12 protein-coding genes are annotated in these 13,386 nt (G+C 72.4%); 2 read left to right on the top strand and 10 right to left on the bottom strand.

Translation table 11 applies throughout. The annotated features are described in order from the left end of the window. Window positions 1-18: 18 nt before the first annotated feature. The 5 genes from ABZ725_RS16110 to ABZ725_RS16130 all read right to left on the bottom strand — a co-directional run bounded on the left by ABZ725_RS16110 (window position 19) and on the right by ABZ725_RS16130 (window position 4,091). Window positions 19-1,131 carry a hypothetical protein gene (locus tag ABZ725_RS16110; protein WP_358803296.1) on the bottom strand — a complete coding sequence of 371 codons (1,113 nt, stop codon included), beginning with the start codon at window positions 1,129-1,131 and terminating at the stop codon, window positions 19-21. After that, window positions 1,128-1,997 carry a hypothetical protein gene (locus ABZ725_RS16115; protein WP_358803297.1) on the bottom strand — a complete coding sequence of 290 codons (870 nt, stop codon included), beginning with the start codon at window positions 1,995-1,997 and terminating at the stop codon, window positions 1,128-1,130. The genes ABZ725_RS16110 and ABZ725_RS16115 overlap by 4 nt, the downstream gene beginning before the upstream one ends. Window positions 1,998-2,028: 31 nt before the next feature. Next, window positions 2,029-2,712 (bottom strand): LPXTG cell wall anchor domain-containing protein, encoded by a 684-nt coding sequence (locus ABZ725_RS16120; protein ID WP_358803298.1) that lies wholly within the window; start codon window positions 2,710-2,712, stop codon window positions 2,029-2,031. Between the two features lie 310 nt (window positions 2,713-3,022). Beyond that, window positions 3,023-3,484 carry an ATP-binding protein gene (locus ABZ725_RS16125; protein ID WP_358803299.1) on the bottom strand — a complete coding sequence of 154 codons (462 nt, stop codon included), beginning with the start codon at window positions 3,482-3,484 and terminating at the stop codon, window positions 3,023-3,025. Window positions 3,485-3,716: 232 nt separating this feature from the next. Continuing rightward, on the bottom strand, window positions 3,717-4,091 hold the full coding sequence (locus tag ABZ725_RS16130; RefSeq protein WP_351919198.1) for an STAS domain-containing protein: 375 nt from the start codon (window positions 4,089-4,091) through the stop codon (window positions 3,717-3,719). A gap of 252 nt (window positions 4,092-4,343) precedes the next feature. Here ABZ725_RS16130 and ABZ725_RS16135 point away from each other — a divergent pair, with 252 nt between their 5' ends. Further along, the gene (locus ABZ725_RS16135) at window positions 4,344-5,276 is read left to right on the top strand and encodes an RNA polymerase sigma factor SigF (protein WP_358803300.1); all 933 of its coding nucleotides are present in this window, start codon (window positions 4,344-4,346) and stop codon (window positions 5,274-5,276) included. 166 nt (window positions 5,277-5,442) lie between these two features. Continuing rightward, complete coding sequence (locus tag ABZ725_RS16140) at window positions 5,443-6,912, top strand: RICIN domain-containing protein (protein ID WP_358803301.1); 1,470 nt, start codon at window positions 5,443-5,445, stop codon at window positions 6,910-6,912. A gap of 42 nt (window positions 6,913-6,954) precedes the next feature. Here ABZ725_RS16140 and ABZ725_RS16145 read toward each other — a convergent pair whose 3' ends face one another. The 5 genes from ABZ725_RS16145 to hutU are packed head-to-tail and all read right to left on the bottom strand — an operon-like array spanning window position 6,955 to window position 13,109. After that, window positions 6,955-7,602 (bottom strand): SIMPL domain-containing protein, encoded by a 648-nt coding sequence (locus ABZ725_RS16145; protein ID WP_358803302.1) that lies wholly within the window; start codon window positions 7,600-7,602, stop codon window positions 6,955-6,957. Window positions 7,603-7,658: 56 nt separating this feature from the next. After that, window positions 7,659-8,843 carry an imidazolonepropionase gene (gene hutI, locus ABZ725_RS16150; protein ID WP_358803303.1) on the bottom strand — a complete coding sequence of 395 codons (1,185 nt, stop codon included), beginning with the start codon at window positions 8,841-8,843 and terminating at the stop codon, window positions 7,659-7,661. A 35-nt stretch (window positions 8,844-8,878) separates the two neighbouring features. Then, window positions 8,879-10,228 (bottom strand): formimidoylglutamate deiminase, encoded by a 1,350-nt coding sequence (locus ABZ725_RS16155; RefSeq protein ID WP_358803304.1) that lies wholly within the window; start codon window positions 10,226-10,228, stop codon window positions 8,879-8,881. After that, window positions 10,225-11,448, bottom strand: a complete 1,224-nt coding sequence (locus tag ABZ725_RS16160; RefSeq protein WP_358803305.1) for an allantoate amidohydrolase — start codon at window positions 11,446-11,448, stop codon at window positions 10,225-10,227. The genes ABZ725_RS16155 and ABZ725_RS16160 overlap by 4 nt, the downstream gene beginning before the upstream one ends. Next, on the bottom strand, window positions 11,445-13,109 hold the full coding sequence (gene hutU / locus ABZ725_RS16165; RefSeq protein ID WP_358803306.1) for a urocanate hydratase: 1,665 nt from the start codon (window positions 13,107-13,109) through the stop codon (window positions 11,445-11,447). Before hutU ends, ABZ725_RS16160 begins: the two co-directional genes overlap by 4 nt. Window positions 13,110-13,386: the final 277 nt, after the last annotated feature.

Below are 13,386 nucleotides of genomic sequence, written 5' to 3' on the forward strand. Positions count from 1 at the left end.
GTGGTGTGGCTCTCTCACTCACGTGTTTCCCTTCCTGCCGGGAGTCGTGGGAGTCGTGTCGGTCGTATGACTCTCCGGACTCGTCGATCGCTCTTCGTGCGGTGCGGAGAGCCGGCCCGCCGCGGCCGTGCCCGGACCGGTGTCCGGGCCGAACCACGGCAGAGTCGTGTTCGGGGTGGTGGTGGGCGGTGCGGGAGCCGGCGCCGATGTCCGGCTTCTGCGCCAGGGCGCGCGGGCGGGCCGGCGGGCCGCGTGGCGCGGGCGTACCCGGTCGACCACCGCCATGCCGATGCGGAAGAGCGCCGTCGGCACCACCACGCAGAGCAGGATCCAGAACAGGGTCACGCCCCAGGGGCGGCCCACGCCCCACGGCTGTTCGGCGAGGACCTTCCCGCCGTACTTCAGCGAGACGGTGTAGTCGCCGTGGGCGCCGGCGCCGAGTTCGACGGGCAGTTCGACGCGGGCCTTTCCGCCGGGGTCGATCGTGCCGTGCCACTGCCGCTCGTCCCACTGCGGGGAGAACACGCCGTGGGCGGTGCCGACCTGGAAGACGGGGTTCTCCACGGCCGCGGTGCCCACGTTGCCGACGGTGAAGACCAGCGTGCGGTCGGGCGGCGCCCCGAACCAGGTGAGGAGGCCGTCGGAGCCGTCGAGCCGGGTGTCGCTGAGCACGGAGAGGCGTCCGCCGGTCGTCTGCTCGGGCAGCGGTTCGACCGGGTGCCCGGCGACCTGGAACACCGCGTCGGCCTGCGCCTTCGCGCCGGTCGCGGTGGCCACGTGCACCACACAGGGGCACGGCACCGGCGGCTCGGCCACCGGCAGGGTCCGGCTGAAGCGGCCGTCGGCGTCGGTGGTGACGGCGCGTCCGTCGGCGTTGGCACAGGAGTTGGTGCCGCCGATCACGCCCCGGGCCGGGGTCGCCTGTCCGCAGAGCAGCAGCATCAGCAGCGTGCGCGGGCGCCAGCCACTGCCGCTGACCGTGATCGAACCGCCCGTGCCCGCCTGCGCCTCGGACAGCTTGACCACCGGCTTGTCGGCGGCGAAGGCCGTACCGGCCGACGGCAGCGGAAGCAGGAGCAGGAGCAGGAGCGCGGCCAGGGCCGGCGCCGTCATCCGCGGCTTGCCTCTCACGACAACGCTCCCCCTCGGCTCGGCTTGCGGCGACGACGTCTTCGTACGGCCGCGACGACGGCCGCGGCCGACAGCGCACCGGCCGCCGCCGTGCCCGCCGTCGCACCCCAGGGCACGAACCGCGCCGAGGCCCGCCCGGTCGCCTCGGTCGCGCCGGGGGCGGTGACCGTCAGACGCACGGTGACGGCGTCCAGGGTCGGGCGGTCGGGCCACGGTTCGTCGAGCTTCAGACGGCGGCCCGGGGCCAGTCGGACGGGCAGGGTGCGCGGGGCGCGGTCGAGGACGGCGCCGAGGACCCCGTCCGCGTGCACGGCCAGCCGCGGGACGAGGGCCGTCGTCCCGCGGTTGACCAGCTCATAGGTGATGCGGTCGCCGCGCACGGCCACGTGCTCGACGGTCAGCGCGGCCAGCTCCGGACCGCCGACCCGGATCAGCAGCCGGACGGCGCTCTCGCGGCCGGTGGAGTCCCGTACGACGATCTCGCCGGCGCGGTCGCCGGAGCGGGCGTCCGCCGGGACCGTCACGGTGAAGGGCACCTCGGCGCGGGTGCGGGCGGGGATGCCGAGGCCCGCGTCGGCCGGTCCGGCGAAGGCGACCCGCAGGCCGCCGGTACCGGTACCGGCGGCGCGCAGCCGTACGGTGAGCGGCTGCGCGCCCCGGTTGGTCACGGCGACCGTGTCCTCGATCACCGCCCCGGGAGCGCCCTCCGCGTAGAAGGACGGCCGTCCGCCACCCGCCGGCGCGGCCGACCAACCGGCAGTCGCAGCGGCAGCGGAGGCAGGAGCGGGAGCAGGGGTGGCTGCCGACAACAGCGGCAGGGAGACCAACAGGGCACGGGCGGCAACGGCGGCGGTGGCGTACGGCATCGGCGGCTCCAGCACTTCCACGAAGGTCCGGTCAGCGGCGGGCGCGCGCCGTCTGGCCCCGCCTGGTCAGCCACAGGGCGCCCGCCGCGCCCGCGAGCAGCACCGTGGCGCCGAGGGTGCCGAGGGCGATCGCGGAGTCCTCGGGCCCGGTCTGCGGGAGCGCGTCGGAGTCGTCCGATCCGCCGTCGCCGGTCGTGCCGCCGCCCGCCGCCGTCACGTCGAGGGTGAGGGACGGGCCCGGGGAGTTGGAGGGTGTGCAGGTCGTCGTCGTGCCGAGGGCCTTGATGGTGAGCACGCCGGCCGTGAAGGTGACCTTGCCGGACTCCTTCGGGGTGTACGTGCCGCTCAGGTCGTTGATCTTGATGGGGGTGTTCTCGGGGATCGCGGCCTGGTTGGCGGCACCGGTGACGGTCAGCGTGCCGCTGTCGGCGCCGCCCAGCTTGATCGTGGCGCTCGGCTTCATCGCGCCCGCCCCGAGTTCGATGGGGCTGGAGGAGACGCCTTTCTGCCAGGACATGGTGATCTTGTAGCCGCTGCCGCTCTTGACGCCCTTGATGTCGATGGGCGAGACGGCGGTCTTCACGCCGATGGGCGTATCGCAGGTGTAGTTGACGTTCACGACCTCGGCCATGGCCACCGGGGCGGCCATCCACACCGCCGAGCCGGCCAGGGCCGCGGCAGTCGCGAGCGCGGCGGTGCGCTTCCGGTTCGACACGGTCCGTCCCCTCACTCCCCCGCCCCGCCATTACTGACGAGGCATCAGATTGAGCCGTCAAGGTACGCCCGGGGCGATGAGGAGGGAAGAGAACGTACGCGCCGGAGTTGTGACGATCCGGCACACGACTTCAGGCGGGTCGGGCGAAGTCGGCTGCGGTTCGGAAGCGCCCTGAAGGGGCGCGGGGAACTGCGCGACCAGCCACGACGGCGCCGCGGCAAAACGACGGCATGTCGCGGCACTACCAGCGGAGCCCTCAGGGGACGTGCGTGGGCGAACTTCGGGGACGCCTGGGGGCCCTTTCAGGGTGTCAGGCCGGGGCGCCCAACTCTGCCCAGACCGTTTTGCCCGCGATGCCCGGGGTGCGTACGACGCCCCAGTCCAGGCAGAGGCGCTGGACGATGAACATGCCGTGGCCGCCCGGGCGGCCCGCGCGGTGCGGGGTGCGCGGGGCGGGCTGGCCCGTGCCGCGGTCGGAGACCTCGACGCGGATCACCTTGTTGTCGCAGCCGATGACCATTCCGTCCGGCCCCTCGGCGTGCAGACACGCGTTGGTGACCAGTTCGGAGACGACGAGCAGCACGTCCTCCGCGGCGGCGCGCCGGTCGGCGGTGGCGGCGGGCAGCCAGCCCCAGGCGTACAGCGCCTGACGGGCGAAGTCGCGGGCCAGCGGGACGACCCCGCCGGCGCCGTCGAAGTCCAGCCGCCGTACCTGGCGGCCGCCGGACGACCCGGACGCCCCGGAAGCGCCGTAAGGCCGGGTGGTGCTCATCAGCGCTTCACCTCACCGATTCACCGATTCACCGATTCACAATTCAGAAGTCGAGTCTCTACAGATTCTGTACGAAGTACTTGGCGCCTGGTCCTAGTCTCTGGTTCCTCGTACCTAATACGCAGCCCGACGGCGTTTGCGTCGGACTTGCCGCCGACATGTTCGGGCTCAGGATGTCTCCTGCCCGGGGGAACCGGTGGAACACCCTCCCCTTGCCGACAGTCGGTGAAGGTCAGCCGTCGTCCGCCAAGGCCGCCTGCACCGTGGCGTGCACGGTGAAGACCGCGTCCGCGCCGGTGATCTCGAAGACCCGCGCCACCACGGGCAGCATCCCCGCCAGATGGACCCCGCCACCGGCCGCCTCCGCCTTCAGACGGGCGCCGAGCAGCACGTTCAGCCCTGTGGAGTCGCAGAACTCCAGGCGCGTGCAGTCCACGACCAGGCGACTGAGCCCCTTGGAGAGGCATTCCTCGAGTGGCTCACGCAACAGATCGGCGGTGTGGTGATCCAACTCACCCGCCGGAGTCACGACGGCGCTGGAGCCCTCTTCCCGCACCTCGACCAGAAGCCGGCCAGACTGTGCGCTGCCGACCGTCCCGCGGTCCATGCCGTCTCTCTCCCGGGGTCGCGAACTGCTTGATGACGCCCTCGAACCCTACGCCCTGGACCCGCACGCCAACACCCGAACAATCACACACAAACGGACATACCTCAACAAAAGCCACTTGCGATCGGTCGAGTAAAGCGGGTAGGGCTAGTAGGGACACGCAATCGACCACGGCCGGCTTTGGAGGCGCCGCACACCGAAGTGCACTCACCGGCTTCGGCAGCCATACGCCGAGAACGATGGAGGACATCCATGTCACCCCGGCTCGACGCACCGCATGCACCGCCTACCCGCGGAGCGACGTCGACACCCCCTCCGGAACAAGAACATCTGGAACCCATCGCACAGGACGCGGTGCAGGACGTCGACCCCACCGACGCCCTCGCCGGACTTCCGGAGATCCCCCCGTACGCAGAGATCGGCCCGGTCGACGCAAGGGCCCTGTCCAAGACCCTGTTCGCGCGCCTCGAGTCCCTCGAAGAGGGCACGCACGACTATGCGTACGTCCGTAACACGCTCGTCGAACTGAACCTCGCGCTGGTCAAGTTCGCCGCCTCCCGCTTCCGCTCCCGCAGCGAGCCGATGGAGGACATCGTCCAGGTCGGCACCATCGGCCTGATCAAGGCGATCGACCGCTTCGAGCTGTCGCGCGGCGTCGAGTTCCCGACCTTCGCGATGCCGACCATCGTCGGCGAGATCAAGCGGTTCTTCCGTGACACCTCGTGGTCGGTGCGCGTTCCGCGCCGACTCCAGGAGCTGCGGCTCGATCTGGCCAGGGCGGGCGACGAACTGGCCCAGAAGCTGGACCGGGCGCCCACCGTCGGGGAGTTGGCCGAGCGCCTCGGCCTCTCCAACGAGGAGGTCGTCGAGGGCATGGCCGCGTCGAACGCGTACACGGCCTCCTCGCTGGACGCGCAGCCGGAGGACGACGACGCGGAAGGCGCCCTCGCCGACCGCATCGGCTACGAGGACCACGGCCTCGAAGGCATCGAGTACGTCGAGTCGTTGAAGCCGCTGATCGCCGAACTCCCGTCCCGCGACCGGCAGATCCTCTCCCTCCGCTTCGTCGTCGGCCTGACCCAGTCGGAGATCGGCGAGGAACTCGGCATCTCCCAGATGCATGTCTCGCGCCTGCTGTCCCGGACGCTGGTACGGCTGCGCAACGGGCTGACGCTGGAGGAATGACGGCGGCGGACGGTGCCGGGGCGGCGTCCCGGGCGCCCCTCGGCCCCGGGGCGCCGCCCCCTCGCCCTCTCCGGTTACCCCCGGAAACCTCCCCACGGGACGCCCGTCGCCACTAAGGTCGCCTCCACCCCAGACTGACTGGTACGTCAGCATCGGAGGCGACCTCATGGATTCCGACGCGCACCTCACCGAGCTGCTGCGCGCCGCCCCCGCCACGGCCTACCCGGCGCTGCGCGAGCTGCGCGCCCGCCATCACCCGGCCGTCCTGGCGTACGCCCGGCTGTGCACGACGAGCGAGCCGGCCGCGCGGCGACTGGCGGCGGAGGCGTTCACGCTCGCGGCCCGGGAGACGGCACGCGGCACCGACCCCGGCGGCCCGTGGCGGCACCGACTGCTGCTGCTGACCGGGCAGGTCGCGGCGGGCTGGGCCGCGGACGACCGGGCGGGCGGACTGGACGCGGGGCTCCTCCTGGTCCTCAACACGGCAGCCCACGGCGGCCCGAGGCCGCCGCTGCTCACCGCGCTGCGCTCCCTTCCCTCCGACGCCCAAGGCCTGGTCTGGTACGGCGTGTTGGAGCGCGAGCCCGTCGAGCGCACGGCCGGCCTGCTCGGTCTGACGACGCAGGACGTCACCTACGGAACGGCCCCCGCGCTCCAGTCCCTGGCGCAGACGGCCCTCCGTCTGCGCCTCGCCGCCTCCGACGATCCGCGCTGCGCGGACTTCCGTCGGCTGATCGAGGAGTCGGTCCGCCCGCAGGGCGCGCGGCACAGCCCCGACCTGGAGGCCCACCGCACCCACTGCCCGCACTGCGCGACGGCCTACGAGGAGCAGCACGCGTTGCGCGCGGACCCTCGCGGGGCGCTGGCGGAGGGGTTGCTGCCGTGGGGCGGGGCCGCGTACGCGAGAGAGGAACGGGAGCCGTCCGAGGCGGGGGAACCGACCGCCGCCCGACGCGCACCCCGAGGCGTCGTGCTGGCGTCGGCGGCGTTGGGAGTGGCGGTGATACCCGTCCTGGCCGTGCTCCTGCTCTCGCCTTCGGGCGACTCGCGGAACTCGGCGGGGGCGGTGGTGACGGCCCCGTCGAGCGCCCCGCAGGTGACGGTCACGGCGACGACGACGGCGACCGTCTCGGCCACGCCCGCGCCGGCCGGCCCGTCCCCGTCGGCACCCCCGAGTTCGGCCGGGCCGAAACCGAGCCCCACCCCCACCCCCGCCCCCTCCCCGACTCACGCACCCGGCGGCGCGTACGCCCAGGTCGTGAACGTCGCCACGGGGCGGTGCCTGGAGGTGGCGGGCGACTTCGACAACGGCACGGACGTGGTGACGGCGCCGTGCTCCGCCTCTCCCAGCCAGCGGTGGCGGGTGGACGCGGCGCGCGGTGTCTTCCAGTCCTCCGCCGACCAGGACTACTGCCTGGACAGCCGGGGTTCCGTCGACAAGGGCGTGGGGGTGTGGGAGTGCGCGTCGGTGGAGGGCGGCCACGGCGACAACCTGCGCTTCACCGTGGACGCCGACGGGACGATCCGCCCGGCGATCGCGATAGAGACGGCCCTGACGGCGGACGCGAGCGGCGGGGTGTCCCTGAACCCGCTGGACGAGGCGGGAGACCAGCTGTGGCGAGCGGGGGCGACCTGACGACTGCGATACGCACCGACTCGCTGATCCACGCGTGCGTCGTCAGCCGCCGATGAGCGAGAAGCCGATGAGCACTCCCGCCGACACGGTGACCTTGCCGGGGGTCAGGTCGCCCTCGCCCCCGGCGCCGCCACCGCTGCTGTGGCTTCGGTAGTTGTTCTGCAGCTGGTCGGAGTCCACGTCCTTGATGTGGATGACCGGACCGAGCCGGACACCGGCTGCCTCCGCGTACAGCGCGGCCTTCTCCTGGGCGGCGGCCACCGCGGCCGTGCGGGCCCGTGCGCGCAGCTCCTTCTTCGCCTTCACGTCGAACTCGACACCGTCGACCTGGTTCGCCCCGGCCTCGACGACGTCGACGAGCACGGTCTCCAGATGGTCGAGTTCGCGCAGCTCGATCACGAACGACGCGGTGCACTCGTAGCCGAGGAACGTGCGCTCATTGCCGTAGGCCCACGAGGACTTCAGGTTCAGACGCGATGTCGACACAGCGGTGTCGGGAATTCCGTATCCGCGCAGCACCTCTCGGATCTGGTTGACGCCGCCCCGCGTGACCTCGAACGCCTCGCCGGGCCGCTGCCTGGTCTGCGCTATCGCCACCCGCAGCCGGGCCAGGTCCGGTGTGCCGTCCACGCTCGCCGCGCCGAACACCGACATGCCCCAGGGGGTGTCTATGGACTGAGTTCCATTCATTCCACGCATCCAATCAGCAGACGAACGGAATGGCGCCGGAAACCGGCCGGGGCCGCTCAGACGATGCGGCGGCCCCGCCTCCACACGCCCGAGACGAGTGGTACGCCCGGGCGGTAGGCCAGGTGGACGTGGCTGGGGGCTTCGAGGAGGGTCAGGTCGGCGTAGGCGCCGGGGGCCACCCGGCCGACGTCCGTGCGGCGCAGGGCCGCCGCGCCGCCCGCGGTCGCCGACCACACCGCCTCGTCCGGGGTCATCCCCATGTCCCGCACCGCGAGCGCGATGCAGAACGGCACGGACGACGTGAAGGACGAGCCCGGGTTGCAGTCCGTGGAGAGGGCGACGGTGACGCCCGCGTCCAGCAGGCGGCGGGCGTTCGGCCACTGCGCCCGGGTGGAGAACTCCGCGCCCGGGAGGAGCGTCGCGACCGTCTCGCCGCTCGCCAGCGCGTCGACGTCCGCGTCCGTGAGGTGGGTGCAGTGGTCGGCGCTGGCCGCGTCCAGTTCGACGGCCAACTGCACGCCGGGGCCGTAGGAGAGCTGGTTGGCGTGGATGCGCGGGTGCAGTCCCTTCGCCTTGCCGGCCGTCAGGATCGCTCGGGCCTGGTCGCCGTCGAAGGCGCCCTTCTCGCAGAAGACGTCGATCCAGCGGGCGTGCGGGGCGCAGGCGTCGAGCATCTCGCCGGTGACCAGCGCGACGTATCCGGCCGGGTCGTCGGCGTAGTCGGGGGAGACGATGTGCGCGCCGAGGTACGTGACCTCGTCGGTGTGCTTCGCCGCGAGGCGCAGGGCGCGGGCCTCGTCGGCGACCGTCAGGCCGTAGCCGGACTTCGTCTCGAAGGTGGTGGTGCCCTGGCGGAGCGCCTCGGCGAGGAAACGGACGACGTTCGCCTCGAGTTCCTCGTCGCTCGCGGCGCGCGTCGCCGCCACCGTCGTCCGGATGCCGCCCGCCGTGTAACCGCGGCCCGACATCCTCGCGTTGAACTCCTCCGTGCGGTCGCCCGCGAAGACGAGGTGGGAGTGGGAGTCGACGAAGCCCGGGAGGACGGCCCGGCCGCCGGCGTCGACCCGATTGTCAGTGGCGGGTGCTTTGCTTGATTCACCGGTCCACGCGACGCGGTCGCCGTCGATGACGACGGCCGCGTCCTGGATCAGACCGAGGGGAGATCTGTCACCGGGGGAGGGGTCGTTGGTGACCAGCGTGGCGATGTTGGTGATGACGGTCGTCGTGCCGGTGCTGCTCATGGTGTCCTCGTGGGTGGCCGGGCGGGAAGCGGTGATCAGCTGTGCAGGGCCGCGACGGCCCTCGCCAGGGCCTGCGGCACATCCGGGACGAGCGTGTGCGCCCCGTCGCGCACGACGTGCCGTCCGGCGACGATCGTGTGCCGTACGTCCGCCGCGGTCGCCGCGAATACGGCCGTCTCGGCGCCGAGCCGGGGCAGCGGGCCCGCTGTCCTGACCGAGTCGAGGGCGATCGTCGTGAAGTCGGCGACCGCGCCGGCCTCCAGGTCGCCCGCGTCCGGGTTGCCGAGGGCCGCGTGGCCGTCGGCGGAGGCGGCGCGCAGCAGGGCGGCCGCCGTCCAGTGACCCCGGGTGCGGGTGCGCAGCCGCTCGTTCAGCTCCATCGCGCGCGCCTCTTCGAGCAGGTCGATGACGGCGTGGCTGTCGGAGCCGAGGGAGAGCGGTGAGCCCGCGGCCTGGAGGGCCACGGCCGGGCCGATGCCGTCGGCGAGGTCCCGTTCGGTCGTCGGGCACATGCAGGTGCCGGTGCCGGAGCGGCCGAGGAGGGCGATGTCCTCGTCGGTGAGGTGCGTGTTGTGGACGCCCGTGGTGCGCGGGCCGAGGACGCCGTGCTCGGCAAGGAGCTGGGTGGGTGTGCGGCCGTGGGCCTGACGGCAGGCGTCGTTCTCGGCGGTCTGCTCGGACAGGTGCACATGCAGCGGCGCCCGGCGCTCCTCGGCCCAGCGCGCCACCGTCGCCAACTGGTCGGCGGGCACGGCCCGTACGGAGTGGATCGCCGCCCCGATCCTCGCGTGATCCCGTTCCTTGAGAAGTGAACAGCGTTCGGCCCAGGCGTCCGCGTCGCCGTCGGAGAAGCGGAGCTGGTGGGCGTTGGGGGCCTGGCCGAAGCCGGAGGAGAGGTAGGCGGTGTCGAGGAGGGTGATGCGGATGCCGGCGTCGGCGGCGGCCTCGATCAGGGCCTCGCCCATGGCGTTGGGGTCGGCGTAGGGGGTGCCGCCGTGGGCGTGGTGCAGGTAGTGGAACTCGCCGACGGCCGTGATGCCGGCCAGCGCCATCTCGGCGTACACCGCGCGGGCCAGCTGGTGGTAGGTCTCCGGGGTCAGCCGGTCGGCGATCGAGTACATGATCTCGCGCCAGGTCCAGAAGGTGCCGGAGCCGACCTGGACGGTGCCGCGCAGGGCGCGGTGGAAGGCGTGCGAGTGGGCGTTCGCCAGCCCCGGGAGGGTGAGGCCGCGCAGCGGCTCGGCGCCGGGCGGCGGGGAGTCGACGCCCGTCCGGACGGCGGTGATACGGCCGTCCGTCACCTCGAGGGCGACGCCCGGTTCGACGTTGGTGTCGAGCCAGGCGTGCTCCAGCCAGTACGTCCGTGTCCGCTGCGTGGAGGTCACCTGCAGGCCAGTCCTTCCAGTACGTCGGCGAGGGCGTGCACGCCGGCCACGCAGTCGTCCTCGGCGGCGAACTCGGCCGGGGAGTGCGAGACGCCGGTGGGGTTGCGCACGAACAGCATGGCGGTGGGGATGTCTCCGGAGAGGATCCCGGCGTCGTGTCCGGCGCCGGTGCCGAGGACCGGGATCTTCAGCTCGGGGTCCTGCTCCCTGCCGAGAATACGGGCGAGTTCGTCGCGCAGGGCGTGGTCGAACTCGACGACGGGCGTGAACGACTCACGGACGATGTCCAGGTCGATGCCATGGACCTCGGCGTAGTCGCGCGCCGCGTCCTGCACCCCTGCGACGACGGCGTCGAGGGTGGCCTGGTCGGCGGCCCGGGAGTCGAGCCAGCCCCGCACCAGGGAGGGGATGGCGTTGACGCCGTTGGGCTCGACGGAGATCTTGCCGAAGGTGGCGACGGCGCCCGCGAGCCGGGCCTCGCGGCGGGCGGCGAGCACGGTCTCGGCGTACGGCAGCATCGGGTCGCGCCGGTCCACGAGGCGGGTGGTGCCGGCGTGGTTGGCCTCGCCCCGGAAGTCGAACCGCCAGCGTCCGTGCGGCCAGATGGCACTGGCGATGCCGACCTGGTCGCCGGAGAGGTCCAGCGCGCGCCCCTGCTCGACGTGGAGTTCGACGAAGGCGCCGATGCGGGCGAGCCGCTCCGGGTCCGGGCCGATGGCGTCGGGGTCGAACCCGGCGGCTTCCATGGCCCGCGGGAGGGTGACCCCGTCGCCGTCGGTGAGCTTGTGGGCCTGTTCCACGGTGAGCTGTCCGGCGGTGAGCCGGGAGCCCACGCAGGCGAGCCCGAAGCGGGCGCCCTCCTCGTCGCCGAAGTTGACGAGGGCGAGGGGCTTGGTGAACTCGGCCTGCCGTGCGCGCAGTTCGTCGAGGGCGGCGAAGGAGGACACCACGCCGAGCGGGCCGTCGAAGGCGCCGCCGTCGGGCACGGAGTCGAGATGCGACCCGGTGACGACCGCGTCCCCGGCCGTCGGATCCCCGAGCCAGGCCCACTGGTTGCCGTTGCGGTCGACCTCGTAGGCCAGCCCGCGCGCTTCGGCCTGTCCCTTGAACCAGGCCCGGCAGTCGGCGTCGGCCCCGGTCCAGGCGTAGCGCCGGTAGCCGCCGGAGGCGGAGCTGCGGCCGACCGGCAGCAGCTCCGTCCACATGCTGTGGAAGCTCACGCGTCGTCACCCTCGCGCATGGGGACGCGCACGCCCTTCTCGTCCGCGACGCGCTCGGCGATGTCGTAGCCGGCGTCCACGTGCCGGATCACGCCCATCCCGGGGTCGTTCGTCAGGACGCGGCGGATCTTCTCGCCCGCGAGCTTCGTGCCGTCGGCGACCGAGACCTGGCCCGCGTGGATGGAGCGGCCCATGCCGACGCCGCCGCCGTGGTGGATGGAGACCCAGGACGCGCCGGAGGCGACGTTCACCATGGCGTTGAGGAGCGGCCAGTCGGCGATCGCGTCGGAGCCGTCGAGCATGGCCTCCGTCTCGCGGTACGGGGAGGCGACGGAGCCGCAGTCGAGGTGGTCGCGGCCGATCGCGAGCGGCGCGGCGAGCGTGCCGTCGGCGACCATGTCGTTGAAGAGGGCGCCCGCCTTGTCGCGCTCGCCCTGGCCCAGCCAGCAGATGCGGGCCGGCAGGCCCTGGAAGTGGACGCGCTCGCCGGCCATCTTGATCCAGCGGTGCAGCGACTCGTTCTCCGGGAACAGCTTCAGGAGCTCGCGGTCCGTCTTGTGGATGTCCGACGCCTCGCCGGACAGGGCCGCCCAGCGGAAGGGGCCCTTGCCCTCGCAGAACAGCGGCCGGATATAGGCGGGGACGAAGCCCGGGAAGGCGAACGCCCGCTCGTATCCGGCGAGTTGGGCCTCGCCGCGGATGGAGTTGCCGTAGTCGAAGACCTCGGCGCCGGCGTCCATGAAGCCGACCATGGCCTCGACGTGCTTGGCCATGGATTCGCGGGAGCGGGTCGTGAAGCCGGCCGGGTCCTTGGCCGCGGCGTCCGCCATGTCGTCGAAGTCGACGCCGACGGGCAGGTACGCCAGCGGGTCGTGCGCCGAGGTCTGGTCGGTGACGATGTCGATGGGGGCGCCCTCGGCGAGCATGCGCGGGAGCAGTTCGGCGGCGTTGCCCAGCAGGCCGATGGAGAGCGGCTTGCGCTGGTCGCGGGCCTCGACGGCGAGCTGGAGGGCGTGCTCCAGGGAGTCGGCCTTCACGTCCAGGTAGCGGTGCTCGATACGGCGTTCGATGGCGCGCGGGTCGACGTCGATGCAGATCGCGACGCCGTCGTTCATCGTCACGGCGAGCGGCTGGGCGCCGCCCATGCCGCCGAGGCCGGCGGTGAGGGTGATCGTCCCGGCGAGGGTGCCGTTGAACTTCTTCGCGGCGACGGCGGCGAAGGTCTCGTAGGTGCCCTGGAGGATGCCCTGGGTGCCGATGTAGATCCAGGAGCCGGCGGTCATCTGGCCGTACATGGTGAGGCCGAGGGCCTCCAGGCGGCGGAACTCCTCCCAGTTGGCCCAGTCGCCGACGAGGTTGGAGTTGGCGATGAGGACGCGCGGGGCCCACTCGTGGGTCTGCATGACGCCGACCGGGCGGCCGGACTGGACGAGCATCGTCTCGTCCTGCTTCAGCGTCCGCAGCGTGCGGACCATCGCGTCGAAGGAGCGCCAGTCGCGGGCCGCCTTGCCGGTGCCGCCGTAGACGACGAGCTTGTCGGGGTGTTCGGCGACCTCGGGGTCCAGGTTGTTCTGCAGCATCCGCAGGGCGGCTTCCTGCTGCCATCCCAGGGCGCTCAGTTCCGTACCGCGGGGCGCTCGTACGGGGCGGGGTCCTGACATGGTCTGCCTCCTAGCCGGATTGTTGCTTTCCTTATTCACATCCTGACTGCCTGAATAGAGCTAGTCAATACATGGAGGCGCCAAGTCGTGACGCCGGATGCGAAGGGGGCGCTGGAGAGCACGGCAGGGCGCACACCGTCACCGCCACCACCCCGGCATGATGCGCACGCCGTTGACGCACGCCATGGACACGGTGTTGAAGGGACACATGGGGCGTCAGGGTCGCCGGGGACGTCGATACGGGCCCGGAACGTGGACAGCCGACCCACCCTAGTCA

Source organism: Streptomyces sp. NPDC006872 (genome assembly GCF_040635845.1).
Taxonomy (GTDB): Bacteria; Actinomycetota; Actinomycetes; order Streptomycetales; family Streptomycetaceae; genus Streptomyces.